General features: G+C 25.4%; 25 protein-coding genes, 1 other RNA gene and 2 pseudogenes. 16 read left to right on the top strand and 12 right to left on the bottom strand.

Annotation, left to right across the window (positions count from 1 at the left end; translation table 4 throughout):
- The first annotated feature begins 43 nt into the window (after positions 1–43).
- The 5 genes from AAHM96_RS05235 to AAHM96_RS05215 all read left to right on the top strand — a co-directional run bounded on the left by AAHM96_RS05235 (position 44) and on the right by AAHM96_RS05215 (position 5,196).
- Entirely contained in the window at positions 44–886 is an 843-nt protein-coding gene (locus tag AAHM96_RS05235; RefSeq protein ID WP_342272861.1) for a MurR/RpiR family transcriptional regulator, read from the top strand.
- Between the two features lie 82 nt (positions 887–968).
- Entirely contained in the window at positions 969–2,564 is a 1,596-nt protein-coding gene (locus AAHM96_RS05230; RefSeq protein WP_342272860.1) for a PTS fructose transporter subunit IIABC, read from the top strand.
- A complete protein-coding gene (locus AAHM96_RS05225) occupies positions 2,488–2,997 on the top strand; it encodes a hypothetical protein (protein ID WP_342272859.1) in 510 nt (169 codons plus the stop codon). Before AAHM96_RS05230 ends, AAHM96_RS05225 begins: the two co-directional genes overlap by 77 nt.
- 74 nt (positions 2,998–3,071) lie before the next feature.
- A complete protein-coding gene (locus AAHM96_RS05220) occupies positions 3,072–4,049 on the top strand; it encodes an IS3 family transposase (RefSeq protein ID WP_342272858.1) in 978 nt (325 codons plus the stop codon).
- A gap of 199 nt (positions 4,050–4,248) precedes the next feature.
- Complete coding sequence (locus AAHM96_RS05215) at positions 4,249–5,196, top strand: type I phosphomannose isomerase catalytic subunit (protein WP_281749621.1); 948 nt, start codon at positions 4,249–4,251, stop codon at positions 5,194–5,196.
- Here the strand turns inward: AAHM96_RS05215 and AAHM96_RS05210 are convergent.
- Positions 5,193–5,672: a PLP-dependent transferase gene (locus AAHM96_RS05210; RefSeq protein ID WP_342273728.1), complete on the bottom strand. Its 480-nt coding sequence runs from the start codon at positions 5,670–5,672 to the stop codon at positions 5,193–5,195. The genes AAHM96_RS05215 and AAHM96_RS05210 overlap by 4 nt on opposite strands.
- 32 nt (positions 5,673–5,704) lie before the next feature.
- Here AAHM96_RS05210 and AAHM96_RS05205 point away from each other — a divergent pair.
- Positions 5,705–6,470 (top strand): IS5 family transposase gene (locus AAHM96_RS05205; RefSeq protein ID WP_342272857.1). Its coding sequence is split into 2 segments (ribosomal slippage): positions 5,705–5,965 and positions 5,967–6,470, totalling 765 coding nucleotides; the frame shifts between segments, so codons are not numbered across the junction.
- Between the two features lie 44 nt (positions 6,471–6,514).
- Here AAHM96_RS05205 and AAHM96_RS05200 read toward each other — a convergent pair.
- The 5 genes from AAHM96_RS05200 to AAHM96_RS05180 form a co-directional block, all read right to left on the bottom strand.
- Positions 6,515–7,753, bottom strand: coding sequence for an IS256 family transposase (locus AAHM96_RS05200; protein WP_342273727.1), 1,239 nt, complete (start codon positions 7,751–7,753; stop codon positions 6,515–6,517).
- A gap of 149 nt (positions 7,754–7,902) precedes the next feature.
- Positions 7,903–8,373 carry a hypothetical protein gene (locus AAHM96_RS05195; RefSeq protein WP_174479938.1) on the bottom strand — a complete coding sequence of 157 codons (471 nt, stop codon included), beginning with the start codon at positions 8,371–8,373 and terminating at the stop codon, positions 7,903–7,905.
- Between the two features lie 76 nt (positions 8,374–8,449).
- The gene (locus AAHM96_RS05190; protein WP_342272856.1) at positions 8,450–9,376 is read right to left on the bottom strand and encodes a hypothetical protein; all 927 of its coding nucleotides are present in this window, start codon (positions 9,374–9,376) and stop codon (positions 8,450–8,452) included.
- A 13-nt stretch (positions 9,377–9,389) separates the two neighbouring features.
- On the bottom strand, positions 9,390–9,941 hold the full coding sequence (locus tag AAHM96_RS05185) for a hypothetical protein (protein ID WP_342272855.1): 552 nt from the start codon (positions 9,939–9,941) through the stop codon (positions 9,390–9,392).
- A 28-nt stretch (positions 9,942–9,969) separates the two neighbouring features.
- A complete protein-coding gene (locus tag AAHM96_RS05180; protein ID WP_342272854.1) occupies positions 9,970–10,440 on the bottom strand; it encodes a hypothetical protein in 471 nt (156 codons plus the stop codon).
- Between the two features lie 356 nt (positions 10,441–10,796).
- Here AAHM96_RS05180 and AAHM96_RS05175 point away from each other — a divergent pair, with 356 nt between their 5' ends.
- Positions 10,797–11,357: a hypothetical protein gene (locus tag AAHM96_RS05175; protein ID WP_342272853.1), complete on the top strand. Its 561-nt coding sequence runs from the start codon at positions 10,797–10,799 to the stop codon at positions 11,355–11,357.
- On the opposite strand, the gene AAHM96_RS05170 is transcribed toward AAHM96_RS05175, so the two are convergent.
- Positions 11,344–12,582 (bottom strand): IS256 family transposase, encoded by a 1,239-nt coding sequence (locus AAHM96_RS05170; RefSeq protein WP_342273710.1) that lies wholly within the window; start codon positions 12,580–12,582, stop codon positions 11,344–11,346. The genes AAHM96_RS05175 and AAHM96_RS05170 overlap by 14 nt on opposite strands.
- Positions 12,583–12,688: 106 nt before the next feature.
- On the opposite strand from AAHM96_RS05170, the gene AAHM96_RS05165 reads away from it, so the two are divergent.
- Positions 12,689–13,156: a DDE-type integrase/transposase/recombinase gene (locus AAHM96_RS05165; RefSeq protein WP_342272852.1), complete on the top strand. Its 468-nt coding sequence runs from the start codon at positions 12,689–12,691 to the stop codon at positions 13,154–13,156.
- Here the strand turns inward: AAHM96_RS05165 and AAHM96_RS05160 are convergent.
- Complete coding sequence (locus tag AAHM96_RS05160) at positions 13,153–13,809, bottom strand: rolling circle replication-associated protein (protein ID WP_342272851.1); 657 nt, start codon at positions 13,807–13,809, stop codon at positions 13,153–13,155. The genes AAHM96_RS05165 and AAHM96_RS05160 overlap by 4 nt on opposite strands.
- A 322-nt stretch (positions 13,810–14,131) precedes the next feature.
- On the opposite strand from AAHM96_RS05160, the gene AAHM96_RS05155 reads away from it, so the two are divergent.
- Positions 14,132–14,446 (top strand): HU family DNA-binding protein, encoded by a 315-nt coding sequence (locus AAHM96_RS05155; protein WP_281749389.1) that lies wholly within the window; start codon positions 14,132–14,134, stop codon positions 14,444–14,446.
- A gap of 199 nt (positions 14,447–14,645) precedes the next feature.
- A protein-coding gene (locus tag AAHM96_RS05150) for an IS5 family transposase (RefSeq protein ID WP_342272850.1) occupies positions 14,646–15,435 on the top strand; the annotation gives its coding sequence in 2 pieces (ribosomal slippage) (positions 14,646–14,906 and positions 14,908–15,435; 789 coding nt in all).
- Here the strand turns inward: AAHM96_RS05150 and AAHM96_RS05145 are convergent.
- Positions 15,432–15,641 (bottom strand): Holliday junction resolvase RecU, encoded by a 210-nt coding sequence (locus AAHM96_RS05145; RefSeq protein WP_342273726.1) that lies wholly within the window; start codon positions 15,639–15,641, stop codon positions 15,432–15,434. The genes AAHM96_RS05150 and AAHM96_RS05145 overlap by 4 nt on opposite strands.
- Before the next feature lie 88 nt (positions 15,642–15,729).
- Here AAHM96_RS05145 and AAHM96_RS05140 point away from each other — a divergent pair.
- Together AAHM96_RS05140 and AAHM96_RS05135 are read left to right on the top strand one after the other, a co-directional pair.
- Positions 15,730–16,950 (top strand): annotated as a pseudogene (locus AAHM96_RS05140) (IS256 family transposase).
- Between the two features lie 54 nt (positions 16,951–17,004).
- A complete protein-coding gene (locus AAHM96_RS05135; protein WP_342272797.1) occupies positions 17,005–17,982 on the top strand; it encodes an IS3 family transposase in 978 nt (325 codons plus the stop codon).
- 27 nt (positions 17,983–18,009) lie between these two features.
- On the opposite strand, the gene AAHM96_RS05130 is transcribed toward AAHM96_RS05135, so the two are convergent.
- On the bottom strand, positions 18,010–18,168 hold the full coding sequence (locus AAHM96_RS05130; protein WP_342272849.1) for a hypothetical protein: 159 nt from the start codon (positions 18,166–18,168) through the stop codon (positions 18,010–18,012).
- 76 nt (positions 18,169–18,244) lie between these two features.
- Here AAHM96_RS05130 and AAHM96_RS05125 point away from each other — a divergent pair, with 76 nt between their 5' ends.
- From AAHM96_RS05125 to AAHM96_RS05115, 3 genes are all read left to right on the top strand, one after another.
- Entirely contained in the window at positions 18,245–18,562 is a 318-nt protein-coding gene (locus tag AAHM96_RS05125) for a DivIVA domain-containing protein (RefSeq protein ID WP_281749393.1), read from the top strand.
- Between the two features lie 29 nt (positions 18,563–18,591).
- Positions 18,592–18,941: RNase P RNA component class B (gene rnpB / locus AAHM96_RS05120), an RNA gene on the top strand.
- A gap of 48 nt (positions 18,942–18,989) precedes the next feature.
- A complete protein-coding gene (locus tag AAHM96_RS05115; protein ID WP_342272848.1) occupies positions 18,990–19,139 on the top strand; it encodes a CinA family protein in 150 nt (49 codons plus the stop codon).
- A 64-nt stretch (positions 19,140–19,203) separates the two neighbouring features.
- Here the strand turns inward: AAHM96_RS05115 and AAHM96_RS05110 are convergent, their stop codons facing one another.
- Together AAHM96_RS05110 and AAHM96_RS05105 are read right to left on the bottom strand one after the other, a co-directional pair.
- The gene (locus AAHM96_RS05110; protein ID WP_342272762.1) at positions 19,204–20,181 is read right to left on the bottom strand and encodes an IS3 family transposase; all 978 of its coding nucleotides are present in this window, start codon (positions 20,179–20,181) and stop codon (positions 19,204–19,206) included.
- A 186-nt stretch (positions 20,182–20,367) separates the two neighbouring features.
- The gene (locus tag AAHM96_RS05105) at positions 20,368–20,790 is read right to left on the bottom strand and encodes a transposase family protein (RefSeq protein WP_342273725.1); all 423 of its coding nucleotides are present in this window, start codon (positions 20,788–20,790) and stop codon (positions 20,368–20,370) included.
- Positions 20,791–20,822: 32 nt separating this feature from the next.
- On the opposite strand from AAHM96_RS05105, the pseudogene AAHM96_RS05100 reads away from it, so the two are divergent.
- Positions 20,823–21,044: pseudogene (locus tag AAHM96_RS05100) on the top strand (transposase); the annotation flags it as partial.
- Positions 21,045–21,126: the final 82 nt, after the last annotated feature.

The raw sequence follows: 21,126 nt of genomic DNA, 5'->3' as shown, positions 1-21,126 counted from the left end.
TAATATTTAAATATTTTACATTAGTTTAAAAAGGAGTTTTTACATGCTTATCAATGATAATTTTTGATCTAGAGTATCAAAGGAAGAAAATAATTTCACAAAAAAAGAAAAAGTTCTTATTAACTATATTAATAAGAATAGTCAAAAAATGGATCAAGTTACTATTAGTTCTTTGGCTAAAGAAAATACTGTTGGTTATAGTGTTGTTTATAATTTAATTAAGAAGTTGGGATTTAAAGGTTATCGTGAATTTATCATTAGTTTAGCTGCGCAAGAAACTACTTTCAAAACTTTAAATCGTGAGTTTTTTGGTGATCGTAGTGTTTTAAAAGAACATTATAAAAAACTGATGGATTTAAATGATTCAACGATTAATTATGAGGAATTACAAAGATTTATTAATTGAATAGATGATAATCGTAAAGCTTGTATTTATTTAGCAGGCATTGGTCATTCTGGTTTAGGTGCGGAGGATTTATCAAATAAATTATATCGGTTTGGTTTACGATCAATCTGTTTAAATAAAGATGATGATAGTATTTTAATGCATGCTTCTTTAATTATTCCAGAAGATGTAATAATTCTTTTTTCATTATCAGGTAAAACCGCTACTATTGTTGAAACAGCTAAACTTGCTAAAAAGAATAATGCTAAAATTGCAGTTGTTACATCACAAGATAAAACTGAATTAGTGACTTATGCTGATTGAACATTTAATATTGTTTCTTCAGGACTTTATGAAGCACAAGAAATATTTATTTCTCCATTATTTGCTATTACTTATTTTAATGATTTAGTAACAACATATTTATTAAAATCAAAGCATAAAGATTGATATTTAGAAAATAGAATTAAAACTAATAAAGTAATTAAAAAATTTAATTAATTTTTTAAATAAAAAAACTGTTTTTTTAAAAATAATAATTTAATATTATGTCATGAATATTTATTAAGTAAGGAGATGAAGTATGGTGTCTAAACAAGATGATATTTTGACAGTAGAACATGTTTTTCTTGAATCTGATTGTAAAACACAAGCAGAAGCTTTTCAAGAAATAGCAACTTCTGCTAAAAAATTAGGTTTTTTGAAAAAAAATATTAGTGAAAAATCACTAGTTAATAGTTTTCTACAAAGAGAAGGAGAAGGAACTACTGGTTTTGGTGATGGTGTTGCTGTGCCGCATGCCCGTAATGAAGATATTGTTAAATCAGGAATTTTTATTATGCGTTTTAAACAGCCAATTCCTTGGAAAGCACTAGATGAACAATCCGTTAAAGCAATAATTGCTTTAATTGTGCCACTAAAAAGTGCTGGTAATGAACACTTGGAAATTTTATCAAAAGTGGCACAAAGATTAACAAAACCGGAATTTCAATCAATATTATTTAATTCAAAAGATAAAAAAGCAATTATTCAATCACTAAATATTAATAATAAACCTAATGTTGAAACTAGTAGTAAAACTATTAGTGAAGATATGAAAGGTTCTTCAAAAAAAACTAAAAATATTATAGCAATTACTGCTTGTCCAGTTGGGGTAGCACATACTTATATTGCACAAGATAAATTAGAAATTGCTGCAAAAAATTTAGGCTATAATATTAAAGTTGAAACTCATGGTAGTATTGGTATTAAAGGTGCTTTTACAGCAACTGATATTGCCAATGCTGATTTAGTTATTATTGCAGTATCAGCCGGTGTTGCAGATTTAAAATTAGAACGTTTTAATAATAAACCATTATATAAAGTAGAAATTAGCAAAGCTATTAAAAATCCTGAAAGTATTGTTAATGATGCTTTTGCTAACGAAAAACCTTATGAAATAAACAAGTCAGAATCGGGACAAAAAGCGGAAAAAGAAAATAAATCAAATGATTTATTTACTACTGATAAACAAGGAATTATGAAACATATTATGGCTGGTGTTGGCTATATGGTTCCATTTGTTGTTTTTGGTGGAATTATGTTAGCATTATCAATTGGTATTGCTAAAGCAGTTTATGGTGCTGACTTTGATATTTTCAAGTTACCACACAATCATTTTCTTTATTTTATGAATCAAGCCGGAAGTATTGCTTTTAGATTAATGATTCCAATTTTAGCTGGTTTTATCGCTAATTCAATTGCAGGACGTGCTGCCTTGGTTCCGACAATGGTAAGTGCATATGTTGCTAATACAGCAGGATTAGTTTATCCAATTGCTGGTTTAGAGCCAAAGGTTTCTGCTGGATTTTTAGGAGCATTATTAATTGGTCCAAGTGTTGGATATTTAGTAAGATGAATTATTACTTGAAAAGTACCAAAGACTATTGCTCCAATTATGCCAATTTTCTTTATTCCTATTGTAGTAACATTTTTAATTAGTTTCACTTTTATTTATGCAATTGGAGCTCCAATTGGTTGAATAATGGAACAATTTCAAAATGGGTTAACCCACATGCCACGTGAAGCAATGGCAGCAATTGGAATGTTGCTAGGAGCAATGGTTGGATTTGATATGGGTGGTCCAATTAACAAAGTTGCTTTTTTTAGCAGCTTCAACAACGATAACTGCTGATCCTAGTTCACAATTATTTATGGGAGCAGTAGCTGCAGCTATTCCTGTTGCACCACTTGGAATGGGTTTAACAACTTTGATTTTTCGTAAATTCTTTAATGAAAGTGAACGTACATTAGGTTTAACAGCTATGTTAATGGGGTGTATTGGTATTTCTGAAGGTGCGATTCCTTTTGCAGTAAGAGATCCAAAACGTGCTATTATTAGTAATATTATTGGTAGTGCTGTTGCTGGTAGTATTGCTGGTACTTTATTATTAACTGATGCTGCGGGTCATGGTGGTCCTATTGTTGCTATCTTAGGTGCAGTTAGTTCAGTTAATTATGTGCTTTGGGTAAGTATTCTTTTATTCTTTTTAGCCATTATTGTTGGAAGTATTGTTACTTGTTTAGTATATGGTGGATGCCACTTAGCCCTTTTTACTAGACCATTAATTTAAAAAACCTGAATGTATTCTAAAAACAATTGTGTTATATAATTAACACTAATTTTAACCTGAAAGGATTTTTATTAATGGATAAAATTAAACAAATAGCATTAGTAATTAACAAATTAAATATCAAAGAAAAAATTAAAATTATTGATGATTGTAAAAATCAATATTCAATTAGAAACCTATGTCAATATCTTCAATTAAACAGATCAACATATTACTTTTTAAAAAATAAACAAAAACCTATTAAAAAAGAAGAAAATCATATTATTAAATGCAATCATAAATATCAAAAAATATGCCAACTTTTAATCGAATTTCATTCTACAAGAAAAGGCAGAATTTATGGATATTTAAGAATTTTTTCAGCTTTTAAAGAGTGATTAAAACAAGAAAAAAATATCATTTTAAATATAGAATTATCAATAAAACAAATGCGAAAAATTATGAAAGAACACAATATTCAAGGATTAAAACAAACTAAAAATAACTATCCTAAAAACAAAAAAAATACAAATAAGTGAATACCTACAATGGATAAAGTAAACAAAGATTATAAAAGTACAACCTCTTCAAATCAAATTTGATCAATGGACACTAAACAAATAAATACTAAAGAAGGATGATTATATCTTTTTGTAATTATTGATTTTTATTCAAATAATGTTGTTAGTTATAATATTGCTCCTAATAAATCATATCAGGATTTAATTCTTCCTGCTCTTGAAAAAATCAACAAACAATTTTCTTGAAATCAAGTAAAAAATGTTATTTTACATTCAGATAACGCCAACGAATTTTATTGTCAAGATATCACAAAATGAGCAGAGGATAAACAAATAATTTTAAGCAAAAAACAACCTTATGATATTGGTGGTAATGTATTATCTGAAAACTGATTTTCTCATTTATCTCAAGAATGACTACCTAAAGGATCAAATCAATATTTATCCATCAATGAAGCTATAAATGATGTAAATCAATATGTTATGTTTTATAATTATGAAAGAATACATTCTAAATTTCTAAAACCACCAATTTTACAAATTAAAATTTAGAATTTTATATCAAAAATGGTCCAGTAATTAAGGGCCAACCACCAACCACCAATTATTAATTATTCAATCACGTAATATTAAGGTTTTTAAATTAATGAATGAAAGAATCATGAAAATATTTAATAGTAAAAAATCTAAATCTAAAAATAGTAAAAATAAAGTTTAATTGAACAAATAATCAAAGTTTAGGAGAATGAATATGAATAATAGCACATCACAAATAATTTTTTTAAAACCTGCTTTTATTCGCAAATTATGAGGTAGTCAAAAATTAGCACACAAATTTAATTTTGATTTACCTAAAAATACACCAATTGGTGAAGCATGATTAGTTAGTGCTCATCCCAATGGAATGAGTTATGTTTTAAATGGCGAGTATAAGGGATTAAGTTTAGCAGAATTGTTTAAACAGCAACCCAGTTTATTTGCTAATCTTGATAGTTCAGGTAATGTGATTAATAAAGAATATCCGTTGTTAACAAAAATTTTAGACGCAAATGATAGTTTAAGCGTTCAAATTCACCCTGATGATAAATTCGCAGAAAAAAATCATCAATGTTTAGGAAAAACTGAATGTTGGTATATATTAGAATGTTTACCCAAAGGTAAAGTTATCTTGGGTCATAATGCTAAAACCAAAGATCAGTTTAATCAATGATTGGTAAAAGAACAATGACATAAACTATTAAAATATATTCCAATTAAAAAAGATCAATTTATTTATGTTCCTTCTCTAAAAATTCATGGCTTATTGGCACATACTATGGTTTTTGAACTACAACAATCATCAGATATTACATATCGTTTATATGATTATGGTCGTAAAGATGAACTTGGTAATTTACGAAATTTGCATTTGAAAGAAGCATCAACTATTGTTTTAGCTCCTGATTTAAATAGTAGTGAAGCTAATGGTCATGATAATTATTTAGTTGATAATAAGTTTTTTAAGTTAATTAAATTAATTAATGAGGGAATTAAGCATTATAGTTATCGTAATACTAGATGATTGCAAATCTCAGTATTGGATGGTAATGGTATAATTGATGATACTAGTATTAAAAAAGGTGACTCATTTATTTTACCAAATGGTTATACTGATTTTTGTTTAAGTGGAAACATGTTATTGATGGTTGCATATTGCTAATAAATAATTATTATAGTTTTTTTTAATGCTTGTTCCAAATCATTTCATAAATCTTCAACATATTCAATACCAATTGAAAGACGAACAAGACCTTCTGAAATATTTGTATCTGCTAATTCTTGTGCATTATAAGTAGAATGTGTCATTGAAGCTGGATGTTCAATCAATGACTCAACTCCACCTAAAGAAACTGCCAAAATTATTAATTTTAAATTATTTAATAGTTTGATTCCTCCATCATATCCACATTTTAATTCGAAACTAATCATTGCTCCCGGTAATTTCATTTGTTGTTCATAAAGTACTTGTTCTGTTGCTGAATTAGTTAGTCCAGGATAAAATACTTTTTTAATCTTAGGATGTTCTTTTAATCTTGCTGCAATTATTCTTGCATTTTTGCAAGATCTTCATAATCGTAATTCTAAAGTTGATAGTCCTCTTAGAACCTGTTTAAAATCTTTTAGAGAATAGGATAAAATGATTATATATTTTAAAATAAGAGGTATATATGTGTAAAAATTATCCTAGTAATGTTAGCAAAGAGCAATTTGAAAATATAAAATCAATTTTAGAAAATACTAAAAAGAGAACTAAACCAAGAAGTTTAGATTTATATGAAGTATTTTGTGCAGTTTTATATGTATTAAAAAGTGGTTGCCAGTGAAGAATGTTACCAAAAAATTTTCCAAAATGACAAATTGTATATTATTATTTTCAAGCTTGAAGTAAAAATAATGATAAAGAACCTAGTGTATTACAATTAGTTTTAAAAAAAATTAGTCAAGGCATTTCGTATCAATAATGGTAGAAAAGAACAAACTAGTTTTTGTATAATTGATTCACAAAGTGTTAAAAATACAGATACTACTAAAAATAAAGGTTATGATGCTGGTAAAAAGATTTCAGAAATAAAGCGTCATATTGCTGTTGATTCTCAAGGTTTACCACATGCAATTTACATAACCACAGCAGAAAAAACAGATTGTAATAGTGCTATAATAATGATTGAAAATGAAAAAGAGAATCTTTCTGCAGTTCAAAAAATACTAGTAGATGCTGGTTATACTGGTGAAAAATTTGCTTCTAAAATTAAAACAATTATAAATGCAAATGTTGAAGTTATAAAACGTAATGAATTACATTCTTTTGTAGTATTACCAAAAAGATGAGTTGTAGAACGAAGTTTTGCATGATTAGAAAAATGCAGAAGATTATGAAAAAATTGTGAAAAAATTGGGATTTTCCTAAAAACTGTGTTTTTGGAAAAAATTTAAATTGGGATTTTCCTAAAAACTGTGTTTCTTTGTTTTACAAAGTACTAGTTTAGATTAATTCTATCTTCAAATTTTATCATAAAATGAGCAATTGCTGTATTTCAATTTTGAATGGGCATTGTTCATTTTTTTGTTATATTTTCAATTGCTAAGTAAAATATTTTGAAAACTGCCATATCATTTGGAAAAACTTTTTTATTTCTGATGACTTTTCGTAATTGACTATTTACAGATTCAATAGCATTTGTAGTATAAATCACTCTTTTGATTTCTACTGGATAACTAATAAAAACCATTAAATTATCTCAATTTTTATATCAAGATTTAGCAATTTGAGGATATTGTTTATTTCATTTACTTTCAAAGGATTCTAAAGCCTGCATTGCTTGTTCTTCACTACATGCAGTATAAATTGGTTTTAAATCTGCAACTAGAGATTTTCTATGCTTATATGAGACATATTTCAAACTATTTCTAATTTGATGAACTATGCATAATTGATGTTCTGTTTTAAGATAAACTGATTGTATTGCTTCTGACATGCCTGTTAAATTATCACTGCAGGCAATAAGAATATCATTTAAGCCACGATTTTTCATTTCTGTTAAATTTGCTAATCAAAATTTAGCACCTTCATTTTCACTAATTCATAAACCTAAAACATCTTTTTTGCCTTCTAAATCAACTCCTAAAGCTATATAAACTGATTTGTTAATAATCCTTTTATCTTGTCGTACTTTCACTACTATGCAATCAAAATAAACAATCGGATAGACACTTTCTAATGGTCGATTTTGCCATCCTTTTACATCATCAATAACATCATCAGTAATTTGGCTAATAACACTTTCACTAATATCAGCACCATGATATAACTCTTGTAATTGCATTCTAATATCTGATAATGTCATTCCTTTTGCATATAAAGAAAGAACTTGTTGATCAAAACCATCAAATCTTCTTTGTCTTTTTGCAACTATTACAGGATTAAAATTACTATTGCGATCTCGTGGTACATCAATCTCAATTTTACCTTGTTGAGTTATTAATTTTTTTGAACTTATACCATTACGAGCATTGTCACTATTACTATGTTGATTCTTATCATATCCTAAATAATTTTGCATCTCAGAATTCAACATTTTTTCTACTAATCTTTTTGTTAATTCTTTATACAATCCTTTCTCTTTAAAAACTGTTGTTAAATCTTCAGTATTTTCTAATAATAAATCTACTGCTTTTGATATTGGATCATTATTATTAATATTTTGCTTTTTAGCCATCTGTAACTCACTCTTTCTAGTCATTTAATTATATTTACTAGAATTAATTAAACATAGTTATTTTTGTAAGTTACACAGATTACTAAACATTACCTCTAATTTTTTTCTAACTAATTTTTGTATCCATAACTTTTTTACCTCTTTCTTTTTTACATAAATGGATTAAAACGTTTTCCAGACTTTAAATCTTTGTTTCTTTGATATTCAGCTTCTCTTTTTCTTTGCTCTTCGGCTTCAGCTCTTCTACCTCTTTCTTTTAAATCATCAGCTCTTTTTTGTTTTTCTGCTTCTTTCATTATCCTTTCTTTTTCAGCTTCTCTTTTTCTTTGCTGTTCTTCAGCGTACTTTTTAATTCTTTCTATTTCTTTTGCTTGTTTTTCTGCTTCTCTTTCTCTTTCTTTTTGTTTTTCATATTCTCGTTTTCTTTTTTCTTCTTCTTGTCTTTTCATTAATTCATTTCTTTTTTCTTGGTCTTTTTGTCTTTCTCTTTCTTTTTGTTTTTCTCATTCTTTTATTTTTTCTAATTGCTTAGCTTGTTTTTCTGCTTCTCTTTCTCTTTCTTTTTGTTTTTCTCATTGTTCTCTATTTGAATCATTATTTTGTTTATTTCAATTTCACATAATCTTTTAACCTTTCTTTCAAAATAAAAACCCATTTACTTAAAAATAAAGTAATGGGTTAAAAACTATATTAATTTTATAATTTCATTTTAACATTTTTCTTATTTTTCTGAGAATATTTATTTCTATAATAACAAGCACGACATACAGTATTTTCAGTTTCTTTCTTTTGAGTTTGTAATATATTATCCAACTTATCTAATCCTACTGCTCTAATATCATCAACAGTAAAATCTAATGCTTGTGACTGTTCATAGTCTTTAACACTACTTAATTCACTTTTCAACGAATGAATATAATTCAAAGCACGACTATTATATTTCTGTAAATAAGACTTAGGAAATCATAAACTAAAAGTCATAGTTTCACCACTATAACTAGGTGCTAATCCACCACGTTTAATTATTCGCTTTGTTTGTCTTTTAGATAATACAACTTTATTATAATCATCAACATTAGTATAAATATTTAGTTTAAACTTAACTAAAAATAACAAAATACGCATTCTTTTAACTTGAACAATATACTCTACTTTTTCACGTGCTTGTTTTGGTATTCTATCGGGGTGTTGTTCAATCATATACATAATTCCATTAAAATTATGACCTATTAACTTACAAAACATTCCTAAACTTTCTTGTGTTTCTTTAAATTCGGGCGACAAATCATTACTATTAATTTTCAAACCTAACTCATCTAAAACAACCATATCACACTCTTTAAAAGCATAATTACTATTTAATTGATTAAATTTAAAAAAATCATCATAAGAACAATGATAACTATATTCATTATGTACTTTAATAGGAATAGGACTCACTACCCTACCTTTATGTTTTTGTGCTAAACAACAAGCAAGAGCAGATTTACCAGTACGTGGTGGTGCTGAAATAATATAACTACCTACACGTTGTAATATCTTTATATTTTTTCTAGTTATTAAAAATGGATATAATATTATTAATAATAAAATTCCTAAAAGTAAATAACCATATCAAGGCATTATTTATGACCAACTAAAATCCTACTGCTTTTAAAAATACTCATAAAGTTAAAACTTGTTCTAAACCACTAGTAAAATCAACATTTAAAACAGAACTAATAGTATCATCAAAAATACGTCTCAATAATCCATCAAGTTTAGTAAAAAATTCTCTTAATGGTTCTACCGGTAAAACTTTACCAACAACACCATAAAGTACTCATCTAAAAGCATTACGCAAATGACCAAAAACATCATATCAACTAACTCGCTCATACTCAGGGTTAAAAGGACTATTTGGTGGAACTGGTGTTACTTTCTCACTTGAAAAAATATTAATTTGACCAAAATTTAACCGTGGTGACATATATGGAAATGAATCACCATGAACATCAAAAAATACTGTTAAATGTCTTAAATTTGGAACACGAATAGGCATAGTAACAAAATTATATAAATCTTGCTGATAAATATCATTATCAACCTTACCTTTAAAAACATACTTTGTATCACCAACATTGTCTAAAAAACTAAAAACAAAATTAGCAGTAAAAGTTTTAAAATATTCATATTCAAAATAAAACATAAAACCTTGAATATAAAAACTTAAAGGTTTATCAATTTCAAAATTTAACTGTGTTTGAAAATTTATAACTCTCCACTCTCCTATCATTATTAACAAAATTCAAACGATTAGTATTCTTTTCTGCAACATAATTATGATTAAACATAATACGTGAAAATTCATCCAATTGTTTTCTATTAAAAGTATAAACGCCAGACCCCATATTTATCTGTTGTTTTGGAACACCAACTGTATCACTATAATAAGAACATATATAAGTACCCTGATTACCAATAAATTCACCACTTACTAATTTTAAATCTGGTTGGTCAACATCAAAATAAGCAGAATTTCAAGGAATAGTGGCTCAATCATCAAAACTATGGTATTTAACATGTTTAACCATTTCTTTTGTAATATCATAATTAACAACATTAGGGTCATTTGAAACAATTAAAGAAGTTGGTGTTTGAACAGAAGTATTTACAACAAAAAATATTTTTGCAAACTTAAATCACATAATTATTTACCAAATAAACATTTTAAAATTCACCATGAACCATAAAACAAAACAAATCCAATAAAAAACTGTGTACCATAAACTACTAAATTTCATAAAATAGTAGTAAAATCATCAACTGGATTACCTATAAACATAGTTCAATAATCAACTATACATTGATGTATTTTATTGTAAATTTCTAAAACACTCATACTTAACACCTACCCAAACAAGGGTGGTTGGCGCCACTTGCCACTTGCCACTTGCCACTTAGCCCTTTTTACTAGACCATTAATTTAAAAAACCTGAATGTATTCTAAAAACAATTGTGTTATATAATTAACACTAATTTTAACCTGAAAGGATTTTTATTAATGGATAAAATTAAACAAATAGCATTAGTAATTAACAAATTAAATATCAAAGAAAAAATTAAAATTATTGATGATTGTAAAAATCAATATTCAATTAGAAACCTATGTCAATATCTTCAATTAAACAGATCAACATATTACTTTTTAAAAAATAAACAAAAACCTATTAAAAAAGAAGAAAATCATATTATTAAATGCAATCATAAATATCAAAAAATATGCCAACTTTTAATCGAATTTCATTCTACAAGAAAAGGCAGAATTTATGGATATTTAAGAATTTTTTCAGCTTTTAAAGAGTGATTAAAACAAGAAAAAAATATCATTTTAAATATAGAATTATCAATAAAACAAATGCGAAAAATTATGAAAGAACACAATATTCAAGGATTAAAACAAACTAAAAATAACTATCCTAAAAACAAAAAAAATCCAAATAAGTGAATACCTACAATGGATAAAGTAAACAAAGATTATAAAAGTACAACCTCTTCAAATCAAATTTGGAGGCTTTTATGTAATCTGTGTATCTTTGTTTTACAAAGTACTAGTTTAGATTAATTCTATCTTCAAATTTTATCATAAAATGAGCAATTGCTGTATTTCAATTTTGAATGGGCATTGTTCATTTTTTTGTTATATTTTCAATTGCTAAATAAAATATTTTAAAAACTGCCATATCATTAGGAAAAACTTTTTTATTTCTGATAACTTTTCGTAATTGACTATTTACAGATTCAATAGCATTTGTAGTATAAATCACTCTTTTGATTTCTACTGGATAACTAATAAAAACCATTAAATTATCTCAATTTTTATATCAAGATTTAGCAATTTGAGGATATTGTTTATTTCATTTACTTTCAAACGATTCTAAAGCCTGCATTGCTTGTTCTTCACTACATGCAGTATAAATTGGTTTTAAATCTGCAACTAGAGATTTTCGATGCTTATATGAGACATATTTCAAACTATTTCTAATTTGATGAACTATGCATAATTGATGTTCTGTTTTAAGATAAACTGATTGTATTGCTTCTGACATGCCTGTTAAATTATCACTGCAGGCAATAAGAATATCATTTAAGCCACGATTTTTCATTTCTGTTAAATTTGCTAATCAAAATTTAGCACCTTCATTTTCACTAATTCATAAACCTAAAACATCTTTTTTACCTTCTAAATCAACTCCTAAAGCTATATAAACTGATTTATTAATAATCCTTTTATCTTGTCGTACTTTCACTACTATGCAATCAAAATAAACAATCGGATAGACACTTTCTAATGGTCGATTTTGTCATGCTTTTACATCATCAATAACATCATCAGTAATTTGGCTAATAACACTTTCACTAATATCAGCACCATGATATAACTCTTGTAATTGCATTCTAATATCTGATAATGTCATACCTTTTGCATATAAAGAAAGAACTTGTTGATCAAAACCATCAAATCTTCTTTGTCTTTTTGCAACTATTACAGGATTAAAATTACTATTGCGATCTCGTGGTACATCAATCTCAATTTTACCTTGTTGAGTTATTAATTTTTTTGAACTTATACCATTACGAGCATTGTCACTATTACTATGTTGATTCTTATCATATCCTAAATAATTTTGCATCTCAGAATTCAACATTTTTTCTACTAATCTTTTTGTTAATTCTTTATACAATCCTCCCTCTTTAAAAACTGTTGTTAAATCTTCAGTATTTTCTAATAATAAATCTACTGCTTTTGATATTGGATCATTATTATTAATATTTTGCTTTTTAGCCATCTGTAACTCACTCTTTCTAGTCATTTAATTATATTTACTAGAATTAATTAAACATAGTTATTTTTGTAAGTTACACAGATTACTAAACATTACCCAAATTTGATCAATGGACACTAAACAAATAAATACTAAAGAAGGATGATTATATCTTTTTGTAATTATTGATTTTTATTCAAATAATGTTGTTAGTTATAATATTGCTCCTAATAAATCATATCAGGATTTAATTCTTCCTGCTCTTGAAAAAATCAACAAACAATTTTCTTGAAATCAAGTAAAAAATGTTATTTTACATTCAGATAACGCCAACGAATTTTATTGTCAAGATATCACAAAATGAGCAGAGGATAAACAAATAATTTTAAGCAAAAAACAACCTTATGATATTGGTGGTAATGTATTATCTGAAAACTGATTTTCTCATTTATCTCAAGAATGACTACCTAAAGGATCAAATCAATATTTATCCATCAATGAAGCTATAAATGATGTAAATCAATATGTTATGTTTTATAATTATGAAAGAATACATTCTAAATTTCTAAAACCACCAATTTTACAAATTAAAATTTAGAATTTTATATCAAAAATGGTCCAGTAATTAAGGGCCAACCACCAATTTCTACTAAAAGAATATGTTTGAACACCAACATCTTTTTGATTCAAAGATTTAATATTCTCTTGTACTTTTGTTACATATTTACTTAAATATTTAACTACAAATTCATTTGTACCTTTATGTACTACTTTTAAATCAATACCTTTATTATTACCAACATGTGGTCATCATGTAGTTATCATACTATAAGGTATTTTACGATTAAATAATATATGAAAATGAACTGCACCACGCTTTTGATATTCATAAACATAAAAATATCTTAATTCACCTAAATGTTTAGAACGTTTAGGGTCATTTCATCAACGTTTTAAACGTTTAAAAAATAATTGTAAGTCATGTTTTGCTTTTTTAATATCAGTTTCATTTTTATGATAAGTTAAGGTTAAAAAACTTAAAATTCTTGCATTATAAAAATTATGTAATGCTTTTTGAACTAATTTACATTTAGTACGAACATTATTATTTCTTAACTTAGTAACATTACCAATATTCTTTATACCTAATTTATTTCTTTCATTTTTTAAAATATCAATAGGTAAAACAACATTTTTAACATAACAAGCATAAAAAATTTTTTTAACATAAAAATTATATGAAATATTCATTTAAAACCATTCTTCCACGAACTTCTTAAATATTAAAAAATTAATGATTTATAAATAAATATAAATCTTAATATATCTTATCATAGAAAATAAAAAATTATCAAACTTTACACTTGCGGTGAAAAATGATACTTAACTAAAGTAATTTTATCATTTTTTTAGAAAAAAAATACATTTTATGGTTCACTTTATAAAATGTTACTATATAATTTGATTACAGACCAGTAACATTTTTAAATTGGTTTGAAGATAACGTAGTTATAATAATATCTATAATAGACATTATAATTATAATTCTTAAAACATTAGGAGGAAATCTTTTATGGCAAAAAGTAATTCTAAAACAAAGACAGAAATTATTAAGATAGTGGCGCAAAAGTCTGACGTCACAATTGCCTTAGCGACTAATATTATTGATTTATTTTTTGAAGAGATAAAAGTTGAAGTTGCAAATGGTGGTAAAATTAATATACCAAAATTTGGAATATTTGAAACTATTATTCGTGAAGCAAGAACAGGTCGTAATCCCCAAACTGGTGAATCTATTGTAATTAGTGCTTCTAAAGCACCTAAATTTAAAGCTAGTTCTGAATTTAAAAAACATACTAATCAACAAACAGAAACTTTAGTTTCTTAAATTAAAAATTTTAAAAAATCAAGATAAAATGGATATATAATTTCTAATTTATATCCATTTTGTTCTATTTTTTTTATATGTCAGTGCTTTTTTTTTGAACTTTTAAAAATTTTAATTTTTCTCAAAAAACTAAGAACCTGTTTAAAATCTTTTAGAGAATAGGATAAAATGATTATATATTTTAAAATAAGAGGTATATATGTGTAAAAATTATCCTAGTAATGTTAGCAAAGAGCAATTTGAAAATATAAAATCAATTTTAGAAAATACTAAAAAGAGAACTAAACCAAGAAGTTTAGATTTATATGAAGTATTTTGTGCAGTTTTATATGTATTAAAAAGTGGTTGCCAGTGAAGAATGTTACCAAAAAATTTTCCAAAATGACAAATTGTATATTATTATTTTCAAGCTTGAAGTAAAAATAATGATAAAGAACCTAGTGTATTACAATTAGTTTTAAAAAAAATTAGTCAAGGCATTTCGTATCAATAATGGTAGAAAAGAACAAACTAGTTTTTGTATAATTGATTCACAAAGTCTTAAAAATACAGATACTACTAAAAATAAAGGTTATGATGCTGGTAAAAAGATTTCAGGAATAAAGCGTCATATTGCTGTTGATTCTCAAGGTTTACCACATGCAATTTACATAACCACAGCAGAAAAAACAGATCGTAATAGTGCTATAATAATGATTGAAAATGAAAAAGAGAATCTTTCTGCAGTTCAAAAAATACTAGTAGATGCTGGTTATACTGGTGAAAAATTTGCTTCTAAAATTAAAACAATTATAAATGCAAATGTTGAAGTTATAAAACGTAATGAATTACATTCTTTTGTAGTATTACCAAAAAGATGAGTTGTAGAACGAAGTTTTGCATGATTAGAAAAATGCAGAAGATTATGAAAAAATTGTGAAAAAAAATTAAATACTAGCTTACAAATGGTTGTTCTTGCCTTTATTTCAATTTTATTGAAAAGATTTTAAACAGGTTCTAAGAAAAAGGCATTATGTTGTGAAAAATAAATAATAACAAAACTAATAGCATTAAGATAAAAAGCATTTTCTAAGTATTCAAGTTGATATTTTTTAAAATTATTTCATGGTAATGTTAAAGACTTAGTACTTTTTGCTTCAAAACACAAATATTTACCATGATAAACTCCATTATAATCAACATTACTTTTGGTAATGTTTAGTAATCTGTGTAACTTACAAAAATAACTATGTTTAATTAATTCTAGTAAATATAATTAAATGACTAGAAAGAGTGAGTTACAGATGGCTAAAAAGCAAAATATTAATAATAATGATCCAATATCAAAAGCAGTAGATTTATTATTAGAAAATACTGAAGATTTAACAACAGTTTTTAAAGAGGGAGGATTGTATAAAGAATTAACAAAAAGATTAGTAGAAAAAATGTTGAATTCTGAGATGCAAAATTATTTAGGATATGATAAGAATCAACATAGTAATAGTGACAATGCTCGTAATGGTATAAGTTCAAAAAAATTAATAACTCAACAAGGTAAAATTGAGATTGATGTACCACGAGATCGCAATAGTAATTTTAATCCTGTAATAGTTGCAAAAAGACAAAGAAGATTTGATGGTTTTGATCAACAAGTTCTTTCTTTATATGCAAAAGGAATGACATTATCAGATATTAGAATGCAATTACAAGAGTTATATCATGGTGCTGATATTAGTGAAAGTGTTATTAGCCAAATTACTGATGATGTTATTGATGATGTAAAAGCATGGCAAAATCGACCATTAGAAAGTATTTATCCGATTGTTTATTTTGATTGCATAGTAGTGAAAGTACGACAAGATAAAAGGATTATTAATAAATCAGTTTATATAGCTTTAGGAGTTGATTTAGAAGGTAAAAAAGATGTTTTAGGATTATGAATTAGTGAAAATGAAGGTTCTAAGTTTTGATTATCTAATTTCACAGAAATGAAAAATCGTGGCTTAAATGATATTCTTATTGCCTGCAGTGATAATTTAACAGGCATGTCAGAAGCAATACAATCAGTTTATCTTAAAACAGAACATCAATTATGCATAGTTCATCAAATTAGAAATAGTTTGAAATATGTCTCATAAGCATAGAAAATCTCTAGTTGCAGATTTAAAACCAATTTATACTGCATGTAGTGAAGAACAAGCAATGCAGGCTTTAGAATCCTTTGAAAGTAAATGAAATAAACAATATCCTCAAATTGCTAAATCTTGATATAAAAATTGAGATAATTTAATGGTTTTTATTAGTTATCCAGTAGAAATCAAAAGAGTGATTTATACTACAAATGCTATTGAATCTGTAAATAGTCAATTACGAAAAGTTATCAGAAATAAAAAAGTTTTTCCTAATGATATGGCAGTTTTTAAAATATTTTATTTAGCAATTGAAAATAGCCACTTGCCACTTGCCACTGGTGGTTGGCCCTTAATTACTGGACCATTAATTTAAAAAACCTGAATGTATTCTAAAAACAATTGTGTTATATAATTAACACTAATTTTAACCTGAAAGGATTTTTATTAATGGATAAAATTAAACAAATAGCATTAGTAATTAACAAATTAAATATCAAAGAAAAAATTAAAATTATTGATGATTGTAAAAATCAATATTCAATTAGAAACCTATGTCAATATCTTCAATTAAACAGATCAACATATTACTTTTTAAAAAATAAACAAAAACCTATTAAAAAAGAAGAAAATCATATTATTAAATGCAATCATAAATATCAAAAAATATGCCAACTTTTAATCGAATTTCATTCTACAAGAAAAGGCAGAATTTATGGATATTTAAGAATTTTTTCAGCTTTTAAAGAGTGATTAAAACAAGAAAAAAATATCATTTTAAATATAGAATTATCAATAAAACAAATGCGAAAAATTATGAAAGAACACAATATTCAAGGATTAAAACAAACTAAAAATAACTATCCTAAAAACAAAAAAAATCCAAATAAGTGAATACCTACAATGGATAAAGTAAACAAAGATTATAAAAGTACAACCTCTTCAAATCAAATTTGATCAATGGACACTAAACAAATAAATACTAAAGAAGGATGATTATATCTTTTTGTAATTATTGATTTTTATTCAAATAATGTTGTTAGTTATAATATTGCTCCTAATAAATCATATCAGGATTTAATTCTTCCTGCTCTTGAAAAAATCAACAAACAATTTTCTTGAAATCAAATAAAAAATGTTATTTTACATTCAGATAACGCCAACGAATTTTATTGTCAAGATATCACAAAATGAGCAGAGGATAAACAAATAATTTTAAGCAAAAAACAACCTTATGATATTGGTGGTAATGTATTATCTGAAAACTGATTTTCTCATTTATCTCAAGAATGACTACCTAAAGGATCAAATCAATATTTATCCATCAATGAAGCTATAAATGATGTAAATCAATATGTTATGTTTTATAATTATGAAAGAATACATTCTAAATTTCTAAAACCACCAATTTTACAAATTAAAATTTAGAATTTTATATCAAAAATGGTCCAGTAATTAAGGGCCAACCACCCTTTTTTCTTTAAAAATTTTATTGTTTTGATATAAACTTGGTGGATTTTGTTTAAAAATTAGTGCTTGTTTTTCATTATTTATAATTTCAATAGTATAATTAATTATAGTTTCAAGAAACATTCCGCGGTTAGCATAAAACATTATTTTAATTCCCTCTTACATATAGAATATTACTAACTTTGGAATAGTTTTCCTTTTAATTAAAGGAGGTATAAATATGAATATTTGTAAAAAGGATATTATAGATAAAGAATTTACTGTTGATTATAAAGGCTATGATTCTAAAGAAGTAGATTTATTTCTTGATTTAGTAGCTACTAATTATGAAATACTAGAAGAATTTGTAAATAAACTAAAAAAGCAAAATGCAATTTTAGAAAATAATAATTACAAGTTACTTAAAGAAATTGATATTTTAAAAACACAAATTTTAGTTTTAAAACAAGAAAAACAAAAATTAGAAGAAAAAGGTGTAGAAAATGTTGATATTATTACGAGATTAAGCAAATTAGAAAGTATTGTACATGAAGAATAAATATGTTATAATTTTCTTCTAAAAGAATAAAAAATGAGCTAATCGCTGCATTAGTATGTAGAGGAAAGTCCACGCTCGCACTTTCTGTGATGAAAGTAATGTTTGTGTTAGAGAAAACGATAACTCTAAGCAGTAATTCTGACGGCTGACAAAAACCTAAGTTTTTTATTAAATAAGGTTCTAATCTATAAAAGTGTCATAGAGACGAGTTTTAAGGAAACTTAAAAGCTGGAACGAGATAAACCCCACAAGCGAGAAACCCAAATTTAGGTAGGGGCATTGGTTTATTAGAAATGAATAATAAACCGAACTATTGTTTACAATAGTAGATAAATGGTTAGCACTTGCAAGAAGCAAGAACAGAACGTGGCTTATGATTTTTTTATTCTTTTTTTGTATTGTAAATTATTTGATTGAAGGTTTGAAAATGACTGAACTTTTAGTTTTATTAGATAAATTTAATTTTAGAATTAGTTGTTATGAAAGTATTACTGGTGGACTTTTTGCTCAAGAGATTACTAGTATTGCTGGTGCTTCTAAATATTTTATTGGTGGTTTTATAACGTATACTAATTAATCAAAAATCAATATTAGACTTGGTGGTTGGCCCTTAATTACTGGACCATTTTTGATATAAAATTCTAAATTTTAATTTGTAAAATTGGTGGTTTTAGAAATTTAGAATGTATTCTTTCATAATTATAAAACATAACATATTGATTTACATCATTTATAGCTTCATTGATGGATAAATATTGATTTGATCCTTTAGGTAGTCATTCTTGAGATAAATGAGAAAATCAGTTTTCAGATAATACATTACCACCAATATCATAAGGTTGTTTTTTGCTTAAAATTATTTGTTTATCCTCTGCTCATTTTGTGATATCGTGACAATAAAATTCGTTGGCGTTATCTGAATGTAAAATAACATTTTTTATTTGATTTCAAGAAAATTGTTTGTTGATTTTTTCAAGAGCAGGAAGAATTAAATCCTGATATGATTTATTAGGAGCAATATTATAACTAACAACATTATTTGAATAAAAATCAATAATTACAAAAAGATATAATCATCCTTCTTTAGTATTTATTTGTTTAGTGTCCATTGATCAAATTTGATTTGAAGAGGTTGTACTTTTATAATCTTTGTTTACTTTATCCATTGTAGGTATTCACTTATTTGGATTTTTTTTGTTTTTAGGATAGTTATTTTTAGTTTGTTTTAATCCTTGAATATTGTGTTCTTTCATAATTTTTCGCATTTGTTTTATTGATAATTCTATATTTAAAATGATATTTTTTTCTTGTTTTAATCACTCTTTAAAAGCTGAAAAAATTCTTAAATATCCATAAATTCTGCCTTTTCTTGTAGAATGAAATTCGATTAAAAGTTGGCATATTTTTTGATATTTATGATTGCATTTAATAATATGATTTTCTTCTTTTTTAATAGGTTTTTGTTTATTTTTTAAAAAGTAATATGTTGATCTGTTTAATTGAAGATATTGACATAGGTTTCTAATTGAATATTGATTTTTACAATCATCAATAATTTTAATTTTTTCTTTGATATTTAATTTGTTAATTACTAATGCTATTTGTTTAATTTTATCCATTAATAAAAATCCTTTCAGGTTAAAATTAGTGTTAATTATATAACACAATTGTTTTTAGAATACATTCAGGTTTTTTAAATTAATGGTCTAGTAAAAAGGGCTAAGTGGCAAGTGGCAAGTGGCAAGTGGCTTATTTAGATAAAAAAGAAAATAAATATTATTTAGTAGATTAGATTTGGTGCAAAACTAAGGTAATTCAAAATTATATATTTCTGCTATGAAATTAAATCTTAATGCAAATCTTCGTATTTTATTGCGATATTTTAAAGTTAAAATTTTAAAACGTTTTAGTTTAGCAAATACGTGTTCAATTTTAATTATAATTTTGCTTAAAGTTTTATTGTATTCTTTTTGAATTGGTATTAATTTATTGTATTTACTTTTTTTAAATGGCAAAAATGTATTTTTATGAATATTTTGTATTCCTTGATAACCTGAATCAACAAAAACTTGTTTTTCTGGATGAATAAAAGTTTTAGATTTTAAAAGTAATTTAAAATCATGAATGCTTCCAAAACAAAAAGCGGTTGAAATAATTTTTCCATTTAAAATATCAATAATTATTTGCGATTTAAGAACCTGTTTAAAATCTTTTAGAGAATAGGATAAAATGATTATATATTTTAAAATAAGAGGTATATATGTGTAAAAATTATCCTAGTAATGTTAGCAAAGAGCAATTTGAAAATATAAAATCAATTTTAGAAAATACTAAAAAGAGAACTAAACCAAGAAGTTTAGATTTATATGAAGTATTTTGTGCAGTTTTATATGTATTAAAAAGTGGTTGCCAGTGAAGAATGTTACCAAAAAATTTTCCAAAATGACAAATTGTATATTATTATTTTCAAGCTTGAAGTAAAAATAATGATAAAGAACCTAGTGTATTAGAACCTGTTTAAAATCTTTTCAATAAAATTGAAATAAAGGCAAGAACAACCATTT

This window comes from Spiroplasma endosymbiont of Acasis viretata, assembly GCF_964031275.1.
In the GTDB taxonomy this organism is placed as follows: Bacteria; Bacillota_I; Bacilli_A; order Mycoplasmatales; family VBWQ01; genus Spiroplasma_E; species Spiroplasma_E ixodetis_A.
Note: the sequence above shows the minus strand (reverse complement) of the source record. Positions and strands in the feature narration are given on the sequence as shown.